The sequence below is a fragment of the Winogradskyella sp. genome, assembly GCF_003712105.1.
Taxonomy (GTDB): domain Bacteria; phylum Bacteroidota; class Bacteroidia; order Flavobacteriales; family Flavobacteriaceae; genus Winogradskyella.
Map to the genome: position 1 here is coordinate 732,319 of NZ_RHLG01000001.1, position 20,340 is coordinate 752,658.

Genomic DNA, 20,340 nt, shown 5'->3' on the forward strand with positions numbered 1-20,340 from the left:
AATAAAAATGGTTAAAATCGAACCTAAATATTTATTTAAGTGTGTTTTTGAATGATTTTGGGGTTAAACCTGTATTTTTCTTGAAGTATTTTGTAAAGTTGGTAGCATCTTCAAAACCCAACTTATATGCCAATTGTGTACTTTTTATAGAAGAATTAATAAGGTTACGTTTGGCTTGTAGAATGACATAATCATCAATAACATGTTTGGCTGTTTTATTAACTAACGCTTTTGAAATGGTATTAAGATGCTTATAAGTTATACCTAGTTGGTTAGCATAAAAGTTGGCACTTCTAGTTTTGTGAAAATTATCTTCTAGTAGTTTGGTAAACTTTTGAAACAATTGAATTTGAGATGAATCTTTAATATGAAACGTTTGATGCTGCTTGTAATATTCAGCTTTTGAGACAAGAATTACAAAAAGCGACTCAAGAATGGTCTTTTGATTAAAACCATTGGTTTGATTAAACTCATTTAATAATAGCTTGAAATAGCTATTAAAATCTGATTGTTTTGGGATTTGCAGGATTGGAGAAAATAATTGAGGATTAAACAACCGGAACACAAAATCTTCCGGTAGATGCAAAAAACTGTTTACAAAATAATCTTCAGTGAAAAGCATACAATAGCCTTTTAAATCTGAAGAAAAATCAAAGGCATTAACTTGGTCTTTAGTAAGGTAAATAAGTGTGTTTTCTTGAACAGGAAACCAATTAAAATCTATAAAGTGTCGGCCTTCTCCTTCAGTGAAGAAGATTAAATTATAAAATTTAATTTGATGAGGCTGCTCTGGATTATGGTTGAAATTATCTTTAAGACTTTTTATTTTACCAATTGGTATAATATCAAGACCGAAGTTTTCTTTTTCTCCAGGTTGAAACGCAATATGAGGTATGTCTTTTTTCACTCGATTATCGAGTAGGTTTGTATTGAAACTTTATGGTAATAACTTAACTACATCTTTAGCAAAATAACTTGCAATAATATCAGCACCAGCACGCTTTATTGATGTAATTTGTTCTAGCATAACTGCATCATGGTCTAACCATCCTTTTTCCGCAGCTGCTTTGAGCATTGCATACTCACCCGAAACTTGATAAACCGCAATAGGAATTTCGAAACTGTTACGGATATCTCGAACAATATCCAAATAACTCAAACCTGGTTTTACCATAACAATGTCAGCACCTTCGTTAATATCCATTTCAGTTTCCCTAATGGCTTCATCTCTATTTGCAAAGTCCATTTGGTAGGTTTTTTTGTCTTTTGGTACATTAGCCATATCAACAGGAGCAGAATCTAAAGCATCTCTAAACGGGCCATAAAAAGCAGAAGCATATTTAGCAGAATAACTCATAATCCCAACATCTAAAAAGTTGGATTGGTCTAATCCTTCACGAATACCAATAATACGGCCATCCATCATATCACTAGGTGCAACAAAATTTGCTCCAGCTTCAGCATGAGAAATACTCATTTCGGCTAAAACTTCAACAGTAGCATCGTTTATGATTTTGCCACTTTCGACAATGCCGTCATGGCCATAAGATGAAAACGGATCTAATGCCACATCGGTCATTACCAACATATCTGGGCATGTATCTTTAACCGTTTTTATAGCGCGTTGCATCAAACCATTTTGGTTTAGTGCTTCTGTACCTTTATTATCCTTTAAATTATCGTCCACCTTTACGAATAGTAAAACAGATTTGAGACCTAAATTCCATAACGTTTTTACTTCTTCAACCAATAAGTCTAAACTATAACGATAGTAATTTGGCATTGATGCAATCTCTTCTTTTATGCCTTTTCCTTCAACCACAAAAAGTGGGACTAAAAAGTCGTTAGGTGTGATTATAGTTTCGCGAACTAATCCTCTAATAGCTTCATTTGTTCTTAATCGTCTATTTCTTCTTATTGGAAACATGTTTCAAAGTTATAAGTTAAAAGTACAAAGTTATAAGTTGTGAACTTCAACTTTACGCCCAATCAATAGGGTTTTGTAATACGTTAATTAATTTTTCTTCTTCACTACCTTTTTCAGGGTGATGATTATAAGCCCATTGCACATGTGGCGGCAAACTCATAAGGATACTTTCTATTCTACCATTGGTTTTAAGACCAAACAAAGTGCCTTTGTCATGGACTAGATTAAACTCAACATATCGTCCTCTGCGTATTTCTTGCCAATTACGTTGTGCTTCAGAATATTGTATATCTTTGCGCCGTTCAACTATTGGGACATATGCCTCGAGGAAACTATCTCCAACTTCAGTTACAAAGTTAAACCAGTTTTCCATACTCATATCATCAGTTTTTTTGCAATAATCAAAAAATAAACCACCTAAGCCACGGGCTTCATTTCGGTGCGAATTATAGAAATACTCATCGCAGCGCGCTTTATATTTCTGGTAGAAATTGGAATTATGATTATCACAAGCTTTTTTACAAACTTGATGAAAGTGCTTGGCATCTTCCTCAAACAAATAATAGGGTGTTAAGTCTTGACCACCACCAAACCACTGATCTGCAATATTACCTTTGGAGTCGTACATTTCGAAGTAACGCCAGTTGGCATGCACTGTTGGTACCATAGGATTTTTTGGATGTAAGACTAAGCTTAAACCGCAAGCAAAAAAATCTGCATCTGTAACACCAAAATGTTGCTGCATTGTAACTGGCAGTTTCCCATGAACAGCAGAAATATTAACGCCTCCTTTTTCAAAAACGCGTCCATTTTCTATAACTCTTGTGCGTCCGCCGCCACCTTCTGGGCGTTTCCATATATCTTCTTGAAACCGTTCCAGGCCATCAATCTCTTCAAGTTTTGAAGTAATTTGGTCTTGAAGATTTTGGATGTATGCGTAAAACTTATCTTTCATTGTATAATTCAAAAAGTTCCATATCTAAAGCGTTTTCTCCTGGAGGTGAATATGCTTCAGGCAAGGTTTTTGCCCATTGAAATCCATTTTTTTCTGCAACTTTGATACTGCTTATGTTTGTTTTGTGAGCAATAATCTGAAGTGTCTTTAATCCTAATTCATTAAACGCATACCCTGAAAGTGCTTTTATAGATTTTGAAGTTAAACCTTGTCCTTTAAAATTATAATCAATACAATACGCAAATTCGCCTTGCTTTTTATCCCAATCTAATTCTTTGAGATAAATCAGTCCAGCTAATTTTCTAGTTTCAGATTGTTTTAAAGTAAATAGAAATTCTTCTTTATTCTGAAATTGTTTCACTTTGTCTTGCACAAAGTATTGCGATAAAGTTGGTGTTTGATTTTTCTCCAAGGTCACAGGAAAGAAGCGTTTAAAGCGGTCTTCGTTGGCAACTACCAAATTGCATATTTTCCAAGCGTCGCCATCGTGCACTGGGCTTATTTCAAAACCATCGAATTTAGCAATCATTATCTATTTTCTATTACTTCAAAAGGTACAAAGCCAATATCTTCACCTTCGTCATCATCAAATAATAAATCAACTGCAATTATAGATGCTGAGGTGACACTGAGAGGTAAAACCAATATTACACCGATAACAGGAACTAATAGTAAAAGCAAAAATCCAATACCATTTCCTATTGCCAAACCACGATGCTTTTTAATAAAAGCAATGCTTTCGCGATATGTAAAATGACGCTCAAGTGTATAGTCCATATTTGACACACCTGCATAATAAGCTTGTACTAAAAAGAGTAAGGCCGTAGAAAATATGTTTACTATAGGTATAAACTTTAGCAGTAAAATTGGAAGCGTATAAATCAGCTCTTTTGCTAAGTTTCGTATACCAATTCTTATACTGCGAATCAATTGTTTAGTAAATGTAGTATTGGTATAATTTTCGGCAGGTTTTCCTGTATAATAGGCTTCAATTTTTTCGGAAACCGGGCTCATAAATGGAGACGACAAAGCCATTATAACATGCTTATAGACAATAATGCCTAATGCTAAAATCACAACTCCACTAATAAATGTAGAGATGGCAGTAAAGGTTTCTTTGCCAAATTCCCATGGCCAAATATTAGCGATCCAAGCACCTAAATTATCTGAAAGCCCATAAGCGGCAGCAAAGATTAAAATAAATACCACCAAACTTATAATCATAGGAATTACAAAGTATTTCCATAATTTAAGTTTGGAAATAAGCCCATAAGCTCCTGAATACACTTGTAATCCTTTAAATATATTTTGAATCATTTCGTTTTGTTTATACTATCCAAAAACAAGACGTATTAATTAAGTCAGTGTTACAAAAGTTATAAAGCTAAGCTTTATATTCTTTAACAGCATCTATAAACGCTTTAGCATTTTCTAAAGGTATGTCTGGTAAAATACCATGTCCTAAATTTACAATGTATTTATCTTTTCCGAAATCACTGATCATCTGGTGTACCATTTTCTTAATCTCAGATGGTGGTGAATACAGCCGTGTTGGATCAAAATTACCTTGTAATGTAATGTTTCCTCCAGTTAAGTAACGTGCATTACGTGCAGAACATGTCCAATCTACACCTAAAGCAGAAGCACCTGATTTAGCCATTTCACCTAATGCAAACCAACACCCTTTTCCAAAAGCAATTACAGGAGCATCATCTTTTAATGCATCAATTATTTGCTGAATATATTGCCACGAGAATTCTTGATAATCTACAGGCGATAACATGCCACCCCAAGAATCGAATACTTGTACAGCATTACAGCCAGCGTTTACTTTTTCTTTAAGATAAGCAATAGTCGTATCTGTTATTTTTTGAAGTAACTCATGAGCAGCTACTGGATTTGTAAAACAGAATTGTTTGGCTTTATCGAAGTTTTTACTGCCTTGACCTTGTACGCAATAACACAAAATTGTCCATGGAGAACCTGCAAAACCTATTAAAGGAATATCATCATTAAGTTTTTCTTTTGTTGCTTTTATAGCTTGGTATACATAGTCGAGCTCGATAGTAACATCTGGGACTATAACATTGTCAACATCTTTTTGAGAACGAACCGGATGAGGTAAATAAGGTCCAAAATTAGGTTTCATTTGCACCTCAATATTCATGGCTTGAGGAATTACCAATATATCACTAAACAGAATCGCAGCATCCATGCCATAACGGCGAATAGGCTGCACAGTTATTTCACTTGCTAACTCTGGTGTTTGGCATCGTGTAAAGAAGTCGTACTTCTTTTTTATTTCCATAAACTCCGGTAGGTATCGCCCGGCTTGACGCATCATCCATACTGGTGGGCGCTCAACAGTTTCGCCTTTTAATGCCCGAAGAAATAAGTCGTTTTTTATCATACTTTTAAATGTAGTATTCATTAACAAGTTCAATTACACTTTCTACAGTTGGTACTTTGGCAACTCTCACATCATCAAAGTATTGTTTTGCAGCTTTAGCTGTAGTTTCACCAATACAAAATGCTATTCCTTCAGTAGCATTTTGTTTCACAAAACTTTCTACAGTCGATGGACTATAAAACAGTGTTCCATCTAAATTATCTTCAATCTTATCAGCATCAAACTTAGTTTGGTAGGCTTCAACCTCATTCACTGTAATATTGTTATCTGAAAGAATTTTTGGAATATCATCTAACCTTAAATCACTACAGAAATAAGTAACCTCAACTCCTTCAATATATTCTACTAAGTATTCAGCAAGCTTCTTGGCGTTAGACGCCATATGTTTTACTTTGCCAATACGGTTTTCAATCATTTTTTTGGTTCTTCGACCAACACAATAGATATTTTTGAACTGTAATTCCGAAACGGAAAAGTTTGTTAAAAGGGCTTCAACACCATTCTTACTGGTAATGATAACATTTTTAATTTCAGATTTTACAACCGACTTTGGGATGCGATTTAGACTAATCTTGATAGCATCTGAACTATGACATACCACATCATTATGAAACAATAGCAATTGGTCGCCTGTAAGTTTTTTGGTAGAATAGATATTAGTTTTTTTGTCGCTTCGTTGCAGTTGGTCTATTAATGTTTTTCCGCCTTTACCAATAATATAATCAGCACAAAACTTTGCTAAATCTTCATGTTTACCTAAAGGTGTTACTTTAGAGACTTCAATTTTACGAGTACCATCTTTACTTAATAGAATACCTTTAAAATTAACTTCTTCGTCTTTGATAAACGCAATAGCACCAATAGGAGCTGTGCATCCACCTTCGAGTCGATTCAAAAACTCACGTTCTATACTGGTGCAGATTTCAGTATCTCTATGGTTAATCTCCGAGCAGATATTTTTAACCTCATCATCGTCATCAAGCGCAGCTACCATAACTGCACCTTGTGCTGGTGCAGGAATCATCCAATGTAAGTTAATGGCATTTTTTGGTTTAATTCCTAATCTACCCAATCCGGCAGCAGCAAAAATAGCACCGTTCCAATTGTTGTTTTCTAGCTTTTCTAGTCTAGAATTTACATTACCTCTTAGGTTAGTGATGGTATGTGTTGGGTAGCGGTTTAACCATTGCGCACGACGTCTAAGACTGCCAGTAGCGATTATCGCATCTTTAGCAGAAAGAAACTCTTCATTGTTTTTGTAAACAAGAGTGTCGTTAATATTACCACGTTTTAAAACAGCAGCTTGTACAATGCCTTTTGGTAAGAGCGTAGGTACATCTTTTAAGGAATGTACTGCGATATCAATATCGCCATTAAGCATTGCAATATCTAGAGTTTTGGTAAAAATACCTGTAATACCTAACTCATAAAGTGGTTTGTCTAAAACAATATCTCCAGTAGATTTAACTGGGATTATTTTGGTTTTATGCCCTAAATGTTCAAGTTGTGATTGTACGGTTTTAGCTTGCCACATTGCGAGTTGACTATCGCGTGTGCCAATTCTAATTATTCTAGACATTAGTGTTGGTTTCTAACTGAAATATTTTTTTGATGAGCTCTAAACTCTCATCCGAAGTATTAGAATCTTCTCTTAAATGATGTGCAAACTGATTAGTGATTTTCTGAATTAAATTGTTAGTCACGAGTTCGGCTTGTTCCTCATTAAAATCTTCGATTTTTTTTCTATGAGAAGTGAATTCGGAATTTTTTAAATCAGTAAGCTTATGCTTTATAGCTTGAATTGTTGGTACAAACTTTAAGGTATCTAACCAAGAATTAAACTCAGCCATAACCTCAGTAATAATTGCTTCAGCAGCCGGAACAAAAGCTTTACGTTTTTCTAATGTGTCATCAGTGATTTTGGCTAAATCATCCATGTGTACTAAAGTTACATTATCTAACTCAGTCACATTTTCATTCACATTTTTAGGAATAGATAAATCAAGTATTAACTTTTTACTATTGTTAGAAATCAATGACTTATATACAGTTGGGTTTTCAGCTCCAGTAGCAACAATGATGATATCTGAACTGTTCAACTCATCTTCTAAATCTTCATAATTTTTTACAAGAAGATTAAATTTACCAGCAACAGCTTCAGCCTTAGTTTTTGTTCTATTAATTAGCGTAATATGAGAGTTGTTAGTGTGCTTAACAAGATTCTCACAAGTGTTTCTGCCAATTTTCCCTGTTCCGAATAACAGAATATTCTTTTCTGAAATATCACTGACATTATTCAAAATGTATTGTACCGAAGCAAATGACACAGACGTAGCACCCGAAGATAATTCCGTTTCAGTTTTTATGCGTTTACTCGCTCTAATTACAGAGTTTACGAGTCTGTCTAAATAAGAATCTAGTAAACCTATTCTTTTAGAACGTTTTGCACTGGCTTTGATTTGACTGATAATTTCAAAATCACCAAGTATCTGGCTATCTAACCCTGAACCAACTTTAAACATATGGTTTATGGCGTCACTATTCTTTTGAACGTAGGCTACTTTTTGAAATTCTTCAACTGTTCCTTTAGTGTTTTCACAAAGCAAGTGAATAAGCTGATATGGGTGCTCAGCAAATCCGTAGAGTTCCGTACGATTACAAGTAGATATTAATAGTAAGCTATCAATGCCGGTTTGTTTAGCTTGTTCTAAGACTAAATTTTTAGAAGAATCACTTAAACTAAAATGACCACGAATTTCAGCGTCAGCCTTTTTGTAGCTGAGACCAATAGCGTAAAAGTGTTTAGTTTTTTGTAGCACTAGCGTATTAATAGATTCGAGTTTGCCAAAATAATTTTATGTCGACAAAAATAATTAGCAAGCTATCATAAAAATAACGCTAAAAGAACTTAAAGTATCGTTTCAAGTTTTTTAAGTTTATTTTTGATGAAAATATAGTAAATACCTTATTTTTGCAGGAAAATCAGGTAGTTTGATGATTTTTGTTTAGAACGATTCTAAATAACAACAAAATGAAATTCGAAAATAGACTCTCAAAAAATGTCGCTGAAGGTTCTTTTGAAGAAACACTTTTAGAAGATGGCTTTTTTGTGCTTATGTACAAAAACGAGTCTGATAATATTGTAACTATTGAGCGAGAGATTAATAGCACTTATATACAGTTCCACTTTTGCTTAAAAGGCGAGGCTACATTTGTTTTTAATCAGGGCACATACCATTTACCTATACACCAAGATAAATCATTGTTGTTGTACAATCCACAACGAGATTTACCAATTCATCTGGAAGTAAGACCAAATTGTTGGTTGATATCTGTGATTATTTCTATCGAAAAGTTTCATCGTCTTTTCTCACAAGATGCTTCATATGTTACATTTTTATCGGATGATAATAGAGATAAAAAGTATTATAAAGACGGAAATATTATTCCGTCAATGGCTGTGGTGTTAAATCAGATGATAAACTTTAACCTAAATAATTCTATAAAGTCACTTTATTTTAAAGGAAAATCGTACGAACTGTTAAGTCTCTTTTTTAATAGAAGTGAGGATGCAGATATTGAACAATGTCCATTTTTGGTCGATGAACAAAACATTGCAAAGCTAAGGCAAGCCAAAGATATTATTATTGCTAAGATGGCTGAGCCGCCCACATTACAAGAGTTATCTGACGAAATAGGATTGAGCCTTAAAAAACTTAAAGAAGGGTTTAAGCAAATTTATGGAGATACTGTTTTTGGATTTTTATTCGATTACAAAATGGAGGTTGCCCGAAAATTATTAGAATCAGGGCGTCATAATGTGAATGAGGTTGGCTTAAAAGTAGGTTATAGTACAGCAAGTCATTTTATTGCTGCATTTAAGAAGAAGTATGGCACAACGCCAAAAAAATACATTCAGAAAACAGTGTAGAAGGCAATCAAAATAATACTATAAATTTTGTCTATAATAGATCTTATATAGTTGATTATTTGAATTGTATTTTTACTCAGAAAAAGAAAATAAATATCCTGAAACATTCAGGCAAGCTATGAAAAAAGGAATATTACTAGTCAATTTAGGTTCGCCAGATACACCAGAACCTAAAGATGTAAAACGTTATTTAGGTGAATTTTTAATGGACGAGCGTGTTATCGATGTACCACTTTGGGCACGTACACTATTAGTAAAGGGCATTATCTTAAACACAAGACCAAAAGCTTCAGCTAAGGCTTATAAAAAGATTTGGTGGGAAGAAGGTTCGCCATTAATTGTACTATCAGAACGTCTTCAGAATAAAGTTAAAGAAAAGGTAAACTATCCAGTAGCATTAGCAATGCGCTACGGTAGCTTAACCCTTAAAAAAGGCTTACAAGAGTTGGTTGATCAGGGCTGTAAAGAGATTAAGACCATACCTCTATATCCACAATTTGCGATGGCAACTACTGAGACTATTGATGTAAAAATAGACGAATTGGTATCGGAACATTTTCCGAATATAAAGATCACAAAAACGCCTGCTTTTTACAATAGAGAAGATTACATCAATGCGCTTTCGGATAGTATTGCAGAACAGTTAGATGGTTTGGATTACGAACATATATTATTTAGTTATCATGGCGTGCCTGAGCGTCATATTCGTAAAAGCGATATCACTAAAGGTAACTGTAAAATGAATGGTAAATGTTGCTTTAAAAAAGGAAGCGAGCAACATGAGTTTTGTTACCGCCATCAATGTGAAATCACAACCATTAATGTTGCCAAAAAATTAAAGTTAAAAAACAACAGCTATTCAACGACATTCCAATCTAGACTTGGTTTTGATCCATGGCTTAAACCATATACGGATAGAACTATAGAGAGAATGGGTAAAGACGGAATTAAAAAAATGGCAATTGTAACACCTGCTTTTGTTAGTGATTGCCTTGAAACATTAGAAGAAATTGCGATGGAAGGTGAAGAAATTTTTCACGAAGTTGGTGGAGAAGAATTTACAGTTATACCATGCCTGAATGACCGTGATGATTTTGCTCAAGTATTAGTAAACATTATAGAAGAATGGGCTAAAACGCCGGAAAAAGTCATAGCTTAATGGCAAAAGTGACGTCGCAAGATTTAGGAACCGAGCCTATTTCTAAACTTTTAATTAAGCAATCTATACCTGCATCTATTGGCATCTTAGTGATGTCATTAAACATTTTAGTGGATACAATTTTTGTAGGAAATTGGATTGGTTCAATTGCTATAGCTGCAATAAATGTAGTCTTGCCAGTTTCCTTTTTTATTGCGGCATTAGGTATGGCAATTGGTGTTGGTGGTTCTTCGATTATATCACGTGCTTTAGGAGCTAATAATTTAGAAAAGGCGTTAAAAACATTTGGTAACCAAATTACGCTTACCTTTCTGTTTACTATCACATTTGCCATTTTTGGATTGTACTTTGTAGATGAGCTTATCCCGGCTTTTGGAGGAAAAGGAAACATCTTTGAGCCTGCAAAAATCTATTACGAAATTATTCTTTATGGTGTTCCGATTCTAGGATTCGTAATGATGGGTAATAATGTTATTAGGGCAGAAGGCAAACCAAAATTTGCCATGTATGCCATGTTAATACCATCAGTTGGCAACTTACTTTTCGACTACATTTTTATTAATGTATTAGGTTGGGGAATGTCTGGTGCTGCATGGGCAACAACAGGCTCATATATAGTATCCTTTATATTTATATTATGGTATTTTTTGTCTAAAAATTCAGAACTGAAGATTAACGTCTCGCATTTTGGTTTAAGCAAACCAATTGTTTCAGAGATTGGCTCTTTAGGCTTTGTAACACTATCAAGACAAGCAGTAGTAAGCATCACATTCTTATTAGTTAATAATGCTCTATACAAATATGGCGGAGAAACTTCAGTAACTGCATACGCTATTGTTGGGCGTATGTCAATGTTTGCGTTATTCCCTGTTTTTGGAATTACCCAAGGTTTTATACCAATTGCTGGATATAATTACGGCGCCGAGCAATATGCCAGAGTGAAAGAAGTGATTTTCACAGCCATTAAATACGCAACATTACTTGCAGGGATCATCTTCATAATCTTAATGGTTTTTCCGGAGTTTATTACACAATGGTTTACCACAGATAAAGCAGTACAAGACATTACACCATCTAATATGCGATTAGCGTTTGCAGCAATTCCTGTTTTAGCGCTTCAACTTATAGGTGCAGCATATTTTCAGGCTATTGGGAAAGCTTTACCGGCATTAATACTAACGTTAACTCGTCAGGCAATTTTCTTCATACCATTGATTTATATTTTACCAATATTTTTTGAAGAAATGGGAATTTGGTTGTCATTTCCTATTGCAGATGTACTGGCCACTATTGTTACGTATTATTTTTTGAAAAAAGCTACAAACCAACTAAATACTTCAATAATAAATGAAGCTAAAACCTAAAGTTAAAATTGGCAATATTTCAGAACTTCTAATTAATATTCTTTATTTTTAAAATCTAAACTAACCCTTAATTCTCATGCGTTTATTCACTTTTTTAGCAGTTGTACTACTGTCGTTTTTATCAATAGATATTTCTTCTCAAAACTTTGACGAATCTCATTATGAAGGTCTAGAATATAGACTCGTAGGTCCATTTAGAGGTGGGCGAAGTGCAGCAGTAACTGGTGTGCCAAATCAACCAAACCTATTTTACTTTGGAGCTACAGGTGGTGGTATTTGGAAAACAACCACTGGCGGCCGCCAATGGGAAAATATCTCTGATGGTTATTTTGGTGGTAGTATAGGATCAATCGCTGTTTCTAAAAGCGATCCAAATGTTATTTATGTTGGTGGTGGTGAAAAAACGGTTAGAGGAAATGTATCATCAGGTTACGGTATGTGGAAGAGTGTTGATGCCGGAAAAACATGGACTGCATCGGGATTATCTAAATCTAGACATATTCCTAGAATAGCCATTCATCCAACTAATCATAATATAGTTTATGCTGGTGTTATGGGTAATATATATAAGCCAACTGAAGAACGTGGTGTATACAAAAGTACTGATGGTGGAAAAACATGGAAAAAAACTTTGTTTGCCAATGCAAATGCAGGTGTAGTAGACTTAATTATTGATCCTACAAACCCTCGAATTTTATATGCATCTACTTGGAGAATTCAACGTACACCATACAGTTTAAGTTCAGGTGGTGAAGGTTCAGCATTATGGAAAAGTACAGATAGTGGTGAAACTTGGACAGAAATTTCAACATCTAAAGGTTTCCCTGAAGGTATTCTAGGTATTATTGGGGTTACAGTTTCTCCTGTAAATAACCAACGTATTTGGGCTATTGTTGAGAATAAAGATAAAGGTGGTTTATACCGCAGTGATAATGGCGGTGAAACTTGGACACAAGTTAATAGCGAAAGAAAGCTAAGACAACGTGCATGGTATTATACACGTGTTTATGCTGATACTAAAGATATTAATACTGTTTATGTCTTAAATGTAAGTTATCATAAAAGTACTGATGGAGGAAAAACATTTGGGAACTACCGAGCGCCTCATGGAGATCATCACGATTTATGGATAGCTCCAGAGAATCCTAATCGAATTATTATTGGTGATGATGGTGGAGCACAAGTAACTTATGATGGTGGCGAAACATGGAGTACCTATCGTAATCAACCGACTTCACAGTTTTATCGTGTCACTACCGATAATGACTTTCCATATCGAATTTATGTCGCTCAACAAGATAATTCTACAATCAGAATTCCACACAGGACAGATGGTTTTTCAATCAGCGAAGACGATTGGGAAAGCACAGCTGGTGGTGAATCTGCACATATAGCTATTGACCCAGAAGACAATGACATTGTATATGGAGGAAGTTATGATGGGTTTTTAACCAGAGTAAATCATAGAACAGGAACTGTGCGTGCCATTAATGTCTGGCCAGATAACCCAATGGGTCATGGGGCAGAAGGTATGAAATATCGTTTTCAGTGGAATTTTCCTATAATTTTTTCTAAGCATAATCCGGATAGATTATATACCTTTTCTCAGCATGTTCATGTTACCGAAAACGAAGGCCAATCTTGGGAGATTATTAGCCCAGATTTAACACGCAATGACCCAGAAAAACTAAAATCTTCTGGAGGACCAATAACACAAGACAATACTTCAGTCGAATACTATTGTACCATTTTTGCAGCCCAAGAATCACCACTAAAAGAAGGTTTACTTTGGGTAGGTAGTGATGATGGCTTAGTGCATGTCTCTAAAGATGGAGGTCAGAACTGGGAAAATGTTACGCCTAAAGGAATGCCAGAATGGATGATGATTAATAGCATAGAGCCAAGTGCATTTGATGAAGGGACTTGTTATGTAGCTGGAACAAAATATAAAACTGGTGACTTTGCACCTTATTTATATAAAACTACCGATTACGGAAAGAGCTGGACAAAAATCACAAATGGTATTAACAATGAGCATTTTACTAGAGTACTTCGAGAAGATCCCAAAAAGAAAGGGTTACTATATGCAGGTACCGAAACCGGAATGTATATTTCGTTTAATGATGGTAAAAATTGGAAACCATTTCAGTTGAACCTTCCAATTGTACCAATTACAGATTTAGCATTAAAAGACAATAATCTTATCGTTGCCACTCAAGGGCGAAGCCTTTGGATTATTGATGATTTAACAGTGTTACATCAATTGTACAATTCTGATTTAAATCAAAAAAATATTCTCTTTAAACCAAAAGACACGTATAGAATGCGAGGTGGCAGTAGAAAAGGAAGTAAAACTACTGGGACTAATCATCCTAATGGTGTCATTACATATTTCAACTTAAAAGACTATAAAGAAGATGATAAGGTATCGCTAACTTATTTTGATAAAAAGGGTGATACAATCAAAACTTTTTCTACAAAAGACAAAAAGAACAAACTCAAAGTAAAAAAAGGAGCTAATCAATTTGTTTGGAATATGACGTATGACGGCGCTGAACGATTAAAAGGAATGATTTTGTGGTGGGCTAGCTTAGATGGACCTAGAGCTGTTCCTGGAGAATATAAAGTTGAATTAAAGGTCAATGACGAAACCCAATCTCAAACTTTTACTGTCGTTGCTGATCCAAGAGCAGAAAGCACTTTAGCAGATATGCAAAATCAGTTTGCTTTTATTAAAGACGTGAATAAAACAATGGATAAGGCGCATAAGTCGATTAAAAAAATCAGGGCTGTTAATAAACAGCTTGGAGCATTTCAGAAGCAATATAAAGACGATGAAGATGTAAAAGATTTAACTGCGAAAGCTAAGGCATTACAAGAACAACTTTCAGAAATTGAAAAGGCATTGTATCAGACAAAGAACAGAAGTGGACAAGACCCATTAAATTTCCCAATCCGCTTAACTAACAAACTTGGACATCTAAACTCACTTGTTCGTATGGGTGATTTTGCACCAACTGCTCAAGATATTGCAGTAAAAGATGAACTAACAGGTAAGATTGAAGAACAGCTAAAACTATTTGATACTATTATTAGTGATGAGGTTAAAGCATTTAATGATGCTTTTAACACCAAGCAGTTAAACTATTTATTTGTTGAAGATTAATAATGGCAGAATACTATTATTATTTTAAGTCACTACATCTCATTTTTGTGGTAACTTGGTTTGCAGGATTATTTTATATACCTAGGTTATTTGTATATCAAATAGAAGCCTATCATAAGCCGTCGCCAGAAAAGGAAATTTTAGGCAAACAACTTAAATTAATGGCTAAGCGCTTATGGTTTATAATCACATGGCCATCAAGTATTTTGGCGACATTATTTGCAATTATTCTTGTTTATATAAGACCATTTTATCTCACTGACGCATGGATGCACGTGAAGCTTACTTTTGTTTTGCTTCTTATTATTTATCAAATAAAAACTCATATATACTACAAACAATTACAGAAAGATATTGTAAAAAAGTCATCCAATTTTATGCGTATTTGGAATGAAGGCGCAACATTTATTTTATTCGCTGTTGTTTTTCTGGTGGTGCTTAAAAATGCACTTAATTGGATTTTTGGAGTTATAGGGATTTTTGTTTTAGCAGTACTACTAATGTTAGGCTTTAGAATCTACAAAAACATAAGAGCAAAAAACCCAGATGCCTAAACTACATTTTGGAGCGATTATTGTTATATTGATGAGCAATTAGTGCGGATTAATTTTTAATGAAACTAAAAAAACTCTCATTACGTTCAAGGATTTTTATTGCAATGATACTACTGGTATTATTAGCTTCGATATTAATCGCTGCAGTTACAATATATCAATATCATGAAGAGGCAAGAGACTATCACCGCGAGCGTTTAGAGCGTAAAGAATCTGCCATACGAAGAAGTATAGATCATGTACTTGACGAAACATCTTTTGAAGTAATTACTGAAAAAATCCCGTTTATTTTTAAAGATGAAATCTTCAGTATTGCTAACATTCATGGGCTTCAGATTAATTTATACGATTTAGACGGACAATTATTAACCTCTTCAAAAGCTACGCTTCAAAGAGATACATTAGACCAATGTCTAAGTGCTGAGGTTTTAAATCAAATATCTAACACAGTAGAACACCGTTACGTTATTAAAAACGAAACTAACGGTAAAGTTTTTCAGTCGTCATATTCGTTTATAACAGATGAGAAATTTAAAAACATAGCTATACTTAATGTGCCATATCTTCAAGATGATGACATTTTTGATCGCGAACTCAAAGAGTTTTTATTACGATTAAGTTTTGCGTATTTGGCAATGATTTTAGCGGCGATTGTATTTGCCTATTTCATTTCAAAATACATAACAAAATCACTTAAAACCATAAGTGACAAAATGAATGAAACTAGACTAGAAAAACGTAATAAAAAGATACAAATAGAATCTTCTAGCGAAGAAATTGCTGCACTTGTTAAATCGTATAATAGCATGATTGATGAGCTCGAAGAAAGTGCCGTGCAATTGGCAAGAAGTGAGCGCGAACAAGCCTGGCGTGAAATGGCAAAACAAGTAGCTCACGAAATAAAAAATCCGCTAACGCCAATGCGATTGAGTGTGCAGAGTTTTCAACGTAAGTTCGACCCTGAAGACCCAAATATAGACCAAAAAGTTAGTGAGTATAGCAATACGCTTATTCAGCAAATAGATATGATGAGTTCTATAGCTTCGGCATTTTCAAATTTTGCAAAAATGCCTGCACAACAAAACGAACAACTTAATGTAGTGCAAATTGTAAAATTAGCCCTTGATATTTTTAATGAACACTATATATCTTTTGAGTCTGATGAGAAGGAAATCATTGCTAATTTTGATAGAACTCAGCTTATACGTGTAGTAACTAACTTAGTTAAAAATGGTATCCAAGCTATTACAGACGAAGTTGAAAATCCTAAAATCGAGGTAAAAGTTTTTACGAATAACGAGAATGTAAATATTACGGTTTCTGACAATGGTACAGGTATAACTGACGAAAATAAACCAAAAGTTTTTGAGCCAAAATTCACCACCAAAACTAGCGGAATGGGATTAGGTCTAGCCATGGTAAAAAACATTGTTGAAACTTACAATGGTAGCATTATGTTTACTTCAGAATACGGAAAAGGTACTATCTTTACGGTGACTTTTCCTAAACAATAAAAGACTATGTCATACCAAAACATCCTTTCGGAATATTCTAACGGAATTACAATAATTACAGTTAATAGACCTGAAAAATTAAATGCTTTGAATAAAAGCACTATAAACGAACTGCACAATGCCTTAACTAAGGCAAAACAGGATAAAGATGTCAAAGTAATTATATTAACGGGCAGCGGCAATAAAGCTTTTGTAGCTGGAGCAGACATCAGTGAATTTTCGGATTATGATGTAAAACGAGGTGCAGAATTAGCACAAGTCGGACAAAAAATATTATTCGATTATATCGAAAATTTAGGTACACCAGTTATTGCAGCAGTTAATGGCTTTGCTTTAGGTGGCGGATTAGAATTAGCAATGGCTTGTCATTTTAGAATAGCTAGTAATAATGCTAAAATGGGATTACCAGAAGTATCACTTGGTGTAATTCCTGGTTATGGCGGTACACAGCGCCTACCTCAATTGGTTGGTAAGGGCAGAGCTATGGAAATGGTTATGACTGCTGGTATGATTGATGCCAATCAGGCTTTAAACTATGGATTAGTAAATCATGTTGTAGAACAAGATGAGTTGGCCAATTTTTGTATTGGTATAGCGCAAAAAATAATGCGCAACTCTTCTGTTGCCATTTCTCAAGCTATAAGTGCTATTAATGCAAACTTTAAAGATGGTGTTAATGGTTATGAAAAAGAAATTGAAGCCTTTGGCAATTGTTTTGGTACAGAAGACTTTAAAGAGGGCACTACAGCTTTCTTAGAAAAGCGGAAAGCAAATTTTCCGGGGAAGTAGAATATTTTACGCGTAAATTTCTCACAAAATTTGTTCAAAACCTTTTAAGAAATTAACAATTTCAAGAGCAAATTACATTTAATTTTATAGGTCCATCTCTTTTGGGTTTTAAGATAAATATGGGTCAAAATTTTGCTATAAAAGGTCGTGGTGCGCAACGCAATGTACACAATCGTTTTTTCGAATTGTCGTACGAAATGCGTGATGATTTTTTAGAATATTGCAGAGTAGAAGGTGAAGTAGCTGATAAAAACAAAACACAGTATCTCAATGTTTTTCCAAAAACCATAGTCAATAAAGTAACGAGTCCAGATGTTGGTATGGCCTATTCCATGAATATGTATCAAGGCTGCGAACATGGCTGTGTTTATTGTTATGCGCGCAACAGTCACGAATATTGGGGCTACAGTGCTGGCTTAGATTTTGAACGAAAAATTCTTGTAAAAAAGGATGCACCGAAACTACTTGAAAAACACCTCAAAAAGAAAAGCTGGACAGCACATCCTATTGTCATGTCTGGTAATACAGATTGTTATCAACCAGCGGAAAATAAGTTTCAACTAACCAGACAATGTTTAGAAGTGTTTTTAAAATACAAACACCCAACAGGTATCATAACAAAGAATAGTTTAATTCTTAGAGACTTAGATTTACTCAAAGAATTAGCAAAAGACAATTTAATAGCAGTTAATGTATCTATTACATCATTATCAGAAGACACAAGGCGCATTGTAGAACCAAGAACAGCATCTATTAAAAAGCGATTAGAGACTGTAAAAGCGCTAACTGAAAATGGTATACCGGTAAATGTGATGATAGCACCTATTATTCCATCAATTAATAGCCACGAGATATTACCTTTAGCCAAGAAAGTGTCCGATTTAGGCGCCTTGAGTATAGCACATACAATAGTAAGATTAAATGGAGCGATTGGTGAAATTTTCACAGATTGGATTAAAAAAACAATGCCAGATAGAGCAGATAAGGTATTACATCAAATCGAAGAATGCCATGGTGGTACACTTTACGAAAGTAGATTTGGTGTTAGGATGAGAGGCGAAGGACATATTGCTCAGCAAATAAATGATACGGTGCGACTGGCAAGACTTAAATACTTTAAGCATAAATCAATGCCAAAACTTAACACTACATTGCACGAGCAATACAAAGACGGTCAGTTAAAACTGTTTTCGTAAGGATTGGTATAAGACTTGAATATTATAGAGATTTGAGTATATTTAATACTCTAATTTCTAACTTATGAAACCAAGATTCACGATAATATTAACATTACTTTTTATGGTTTCTTGTAAAGAAGCAATAAAATCTAATGCAATTGTTTTTACTACTTCAGACTTAAACTATGCGAATACTGTTTTGCTAGAAGCTGTAATGGAAGATGCTTTCTCACCACCTGTTGCTAGTCGTATTTATGCCTATTCTCATTTAGCACATTATACAACTTTACAAAGTTTGCGTCAGGACAGTCTTATTAATATTACGAATAAAGTCAATGGATTAGAGAAATTTAATATGTCAATAGAAGATAATGTTAACCCTGAGTTGTCGGCATTATTAGCATTTTCTAATATTGGAAAGAAGCTTATTTATTCTGAGCAGTTTTTTGAGCAATTGGCAGATACATTACGAATTAGAGCAACACAATTAGGATTGTCTGAGGCAGTTATTAAAAACTCACAAGCATATGCCGATAAAGTCTCGAACGAATTAGCAATCTGGGTGGATAAAGATATGTATATCGAAACAAGAACCTATCCTCGATTTACAAGCACTAAAAAACCCGAAAACTGGAGAGAAACACCACCAGATTATTTACCAGGCTTAGAACCGCATTGGGACAAGATTAGACCAATAGTAATAGATAGTGCTAACGTATTTGACTACAAACCATTACCTGAGTATAGCACAGATAAGGATTCAGAATTCTATAAGATGGTAGATGAAGTATACCAAGAATCTAAAAATACAACTGAAGAAAAACAGAAGATAGCTTGGTTTTGGGATTGTAATCCTATTATGACTGTACATAAAGGTCATATGGTAACCACAATTCATAAGTTTACACCACCGGGCCATTGGTTAAATATTGTTAATCAAATAACTAGAAAAGAAGACGCTAATTATTTTAAGACGTCTAAGGCATATACATTAACCTCAATGGCAATGTTTGATGCTATTATCGCGGCGTGGCATGTAAAATATAAAACAGATTTGGTGCGTCCCGTAACCTTTATTCAAGAAAACGTTGATGTAGAGTGGACACCAGTTTTACAAACACCGCCTTTCCCAGAATATACAAGTGGACACAGTGCAACATCAGCCTCTGCAGCAGAAATCTTAACGTTTATATTTGGTGATAATTATGAGTTTACAGACAATACACAATTGCGTTTTGGGTTAGAAGAACGTACATTTAAATCTTTTAGAGCTGCTGCAAACCAAGTGAATTTGAGTCGTTTTTACGGCGGTATTCATTACATGCAAGGTGTTGAAGAAGGCGCTAGGCAAGGTCGTGGGATTGCCAACCTAATTTTAAAGAAATTATTATAA

17 protein-coding genes are annotated in these 20,340 nt (G+C 34.4%); 9 read left to right on the top strand and 8 right to left on the bottom strand.

Annotation, left to right across the window (positions count from 1 at the left end):
• Positions 1-31: 31 nt before the first annotated feature.
• The 8 genes from ED556_RS03440 to hemA form a co-directional block, all read right to left on the bottom strand.
• Positions 32-907, bottom strand: a complete 876-nt coding sequence (locus tag ED556_RS03440; protein WP_296319359.1) for a helix-turn-helix domain-containing protein — start codon at positions 905-907, stop codon at positions 32-34.
• A 30-nt stretch (positions 908-937) separates the two neighbouring features.
• Positions 938-1,927: a porphobilinogen synthase gene (gene hemB, locus ED556_RS03445; protein WP_296319361.1), complete on the bottom strand. Its 990-nt coding sequence runs from the start codon at positions 1,925-1,927 to the stop codon at positions 938-940.
• A 52-nt stretch (positions 1,928-1,979) separates the two neighbouring features.
• Entirely contained in the window at positions 1,980-2,882 is a 903-nt protein-coding gene (gene hemF, locus ED556_RS03450) for an oxygen-dependent coproporphyrinogen oxidase (protein WP_296319364.1), read from the bottom strand.
• Positions 2,872-3,411 carry a GNAT family protein gene (locus ED556_RS03455; protein ID WP_296319366.1) on the bottom strand — a complete coding sequence of 180 codons (540 nt, stop codon included), beginning with the start codon at positions 3,409-3,411 and terminating at the stop codon, positions 2,872-2,874. The genes hemF and ED556_RS03455 overlap by 11 nt, the downstream gene beginning before the upstream one ends.
• On the bottom strand, positions 3,411-4,199 hold the full coding sequence (locus ED556_RS03460; protein WP_296319369.1) for an EI24 domain-containing protein: 789 nt from the start codon (positions 4,197-4,199) through the stop codon (positions 3,411-3,413). The genes ED556_RS03455 and ED556_RS03460 overlap by 1 nt, the downstream gene beginning before the upstream one ends.
• Positions 4,200-4,266: 67 nt before the next feature.
• Positions 4,267-5,292, bottom strand: a complete 1,026-nt coding sequence (gene hemE / locus ED556_RS03465) for a uroporphyrinogen decarboxylase (RefSeq protein WP_296319371.1) — start codon at positions 5,290-5,292, stop codon at positions 4,267-4,269.
• A 4-nt stretch (positions 5,293-5,296) separates the two neighbouring features.
• Positions 5,297-6,871, bottom strand: coding sequence for a hydroxymethylbilane synthase (hemC, locus tag ED556_RS03470; protein WP_296319373.1), 1,575 nt, complete (start codon positions 6,869-6,871; stop codon positions 5,297-5,299).
• Positions 6,864-8,111, bottom strand: a complete 1,248-nt coding sequence (hemA, locus tag ED556_RS03475) for a glutamyl-tRNA reductase (RefSeq protein ID WP_296319375.1) — start codon at positions 8,109-8,111, stop codon at positions 6,864-6,866. Before hemA ends, hemC begins: the two co-directional genes overlap by 8 nt.
• 212 nt (positions 8,112-8,323) lie before the next feature.
• Here hemA and ED556_RS03480 point away from each other — a divergent pair, with 212 nt between their 5' ends.
• From ED556_RS03480 to ED556_RS03520, 9 genes are all read left to right on the top strand, one after another.
• Positions 8,324-9,223, top strand: coding sequence for an AraC family transcriptional regulator (locus ED556_RS03480; protein ID WP_296319377.1), 900 nt, complete (start codon positions 8,324-8,326; stop codon positions 9,221-9,223).
• 118 nt (positions 9,224-9,341) lie between these two features.
• The gene (gene hemH, locus ED556_RS03485; protein ID WP_296319379.1) at positions 9,342-10,382 is read left to right on the top strand and encodes a ferrochelatase; all 1,041 of its coding nucleotides are present in this window, start codon (positions 9,342-9,344) and stop codon (positions 10,380-10,382) included.
• Entirely contained in the window at positions 10,382-11,746 is a 1,365-nt protein-coding gene (locus ED556_RS03490) for an MATE family efflux transporter (protein ID WP_296319380.1), read from the top strand. The genes hemH and ED556_RS03490 overlap by 1 nt, the downstream gene beginning before the upstream one ends.
• Before the next feature lie 76 nt (positions 11,747-11,822).
• Complete coding sequence (locus ED556_RS03495; RefSeq protein ID WP_296319382.1) at positions 11,823-14,912, top strand: glycosyl hydrolase; 3,090 nt, start codon at positions 11,823-11,825, stop codon at positions 14,910-14,912.
• A gap of 2 nt (positions 14,913-14,914) precedes the next feature.
• Positions 14,915-15,466, top strand: coding sequence for a CopD family protein (locus ED556_RS03500; protein WP_296319384.1), 552 nt, complete (start codon positions 14,915-14,917; stop codon positions 15,464-15,466).
• A gap of 59 nt (positions 15,467-15,525) precedes the next feature.
• Positions 15,526-16,980, top strand: a complete 1,455-nt coding sequence (locus ED556_RS03505; RefSeq protein WP_296319386.1) for a HAMP domain-containing sensor histidine kinase — start codon at positions 15,526-15,528, stop codon at positions 16,978-16,980.
• Between the two features lie 6 nt (positions 16,981-16,986).
• On the top strand, positions 16,987-17,769 hold the full coding sequence (locus tag ED556_RS03510; RefSeq protein ID WP_296319388.1) for an enoyl-CoA hydratase-related protein: 783 nt from the start codon (positions 16,987-16,989) through the stop codon (positions 17,767-17,769).
• A 119-nt stretch (positions 17,770-17,888) separates the two neighbouring features.
• Complete coding sequence (locus tag ED556_RS03515) at positions 17,889-18,965, top strand: PA0069 family radical SAM protein (RefSeq protein WP_296319389.1); 1,077 nt, start codon at positions 17,889-17,891, stop codon at positions 18,963-18,965.
• Positions 18,966-19,029: 64 nt separating this feature from the next.
• Positions 19,030-20,340, top strand: a complete 1,311-nt coding sequence (locus ED556_RS03520; protein WP_296319391.1) for a vanadium-dependent haloperoxidase — start codon at positions 19,030-19,032, stop codon at positions 20,338-20,340.

Excerpts from the sequence above, each read along its gene's own strand:
- ED556_RS03510 (WP_296319388.1), top strand. The coding sequence starts at position 16,987 with ATGTCATACCAAAACATCCTTTCGGAATATTCTAACGGAATTACAATA.
- ED556_RS03455 (WP_296319366.1), bottom strand. The coding sequence starts at position 3,411 with ATGATTGCTAAATTCGATGGTTTTGAAATAAGCCCAGTGCACGATGGC.
- ED556_RS03500 (WP_296319384.1), top strand. The coding sequence starts at position 14,915 with ATGGCAGAATACTATTATTATTTTAAGTCACTACATCTCATTTTTGTG.
- ED556_RS03490 (WP_296319380.1), top strand. The coding sequence starts at position 10,382 with ATGGCAAAAGTGACGTCGCAAGATTTAGGAACCGAGCCTATTTCTAAA.
- ED556_RS03480 (WP_296319377.1), top strand. The coding sequence starts at position 8,324 with ATGAAATTCGAAAATAGACTCTCAAAAAATGTCGCTGAAGGTTCTTTT.
- hemE (WP_296319371.1), bottom strand. The coding sequence starts at position 5,292 with ATGATAAAAAACGACTTATTTCTTCGGGCATTAAAAGGCGAAACTGTT.
- hemB (WP_296319361.1), bottom strand. The coding sequence starts at position 1,927 with ATGTTTCCAATAAGAAGAAATAGACGATTAAGAACAAATGAAGCTATT.
- ED556_RS03520 (WP_296319391.1), top strand. The coding sequence starts at position 19,030 with ATGAAACCAAGATTCACGATAATATTAACATTACTTTTTATGGTTTCT.
- ED556_RS03505 (WP_296319386.1), top strand. The coding sequence starts at position 15,526 with ATGAAACTAAAAAAACTCTCATTACGTTCAAGGATTTTTATTGCAATG.
- ED556_RS03460 (WP_296319369.1), bottom strand. The coding sequence starts at position 4,199 with ATGATTCAAAATATATTTAAAGGATTACAAGTGTATTCAGGAGCTTAT.
- ED556_RS03495 (WP_296319382.1), top strand. The coding sequence starts at position 11,823 with ATGCGTTTATTCACTTTTTTAGCAGTTGTACTACTGTCGTTTTTATCA.
- ED556_RS03515 (WP_296319389.1), top strand. The coding sequence starts at position 17,889 with ATGGGTCAAAATTTTGCTATAAAAGGTCGTGGTGCGCAACGCAATGTA.
- hemF (WP_296319364.1), bottom strand. The coding sequence starts at position 2,882 with ATGAAAGATAAGTTTTACGCATACATCCAAAATCTTCAAGACCAAATT.
- hemC (WP_296319373.1), bottom strand. The coding sequence starts at position 6,871 with ATGTCTAGAATAATTAGAATTGGCACACGCGATAGTCAACTCGCAATG.
- hemH (WP_296319379.1), top strand. The coding sequence starts at position 9,342 with ATGAAAAAAGGAATATTACTAGTCAATTTAGGTTCGCCAGATACACCA.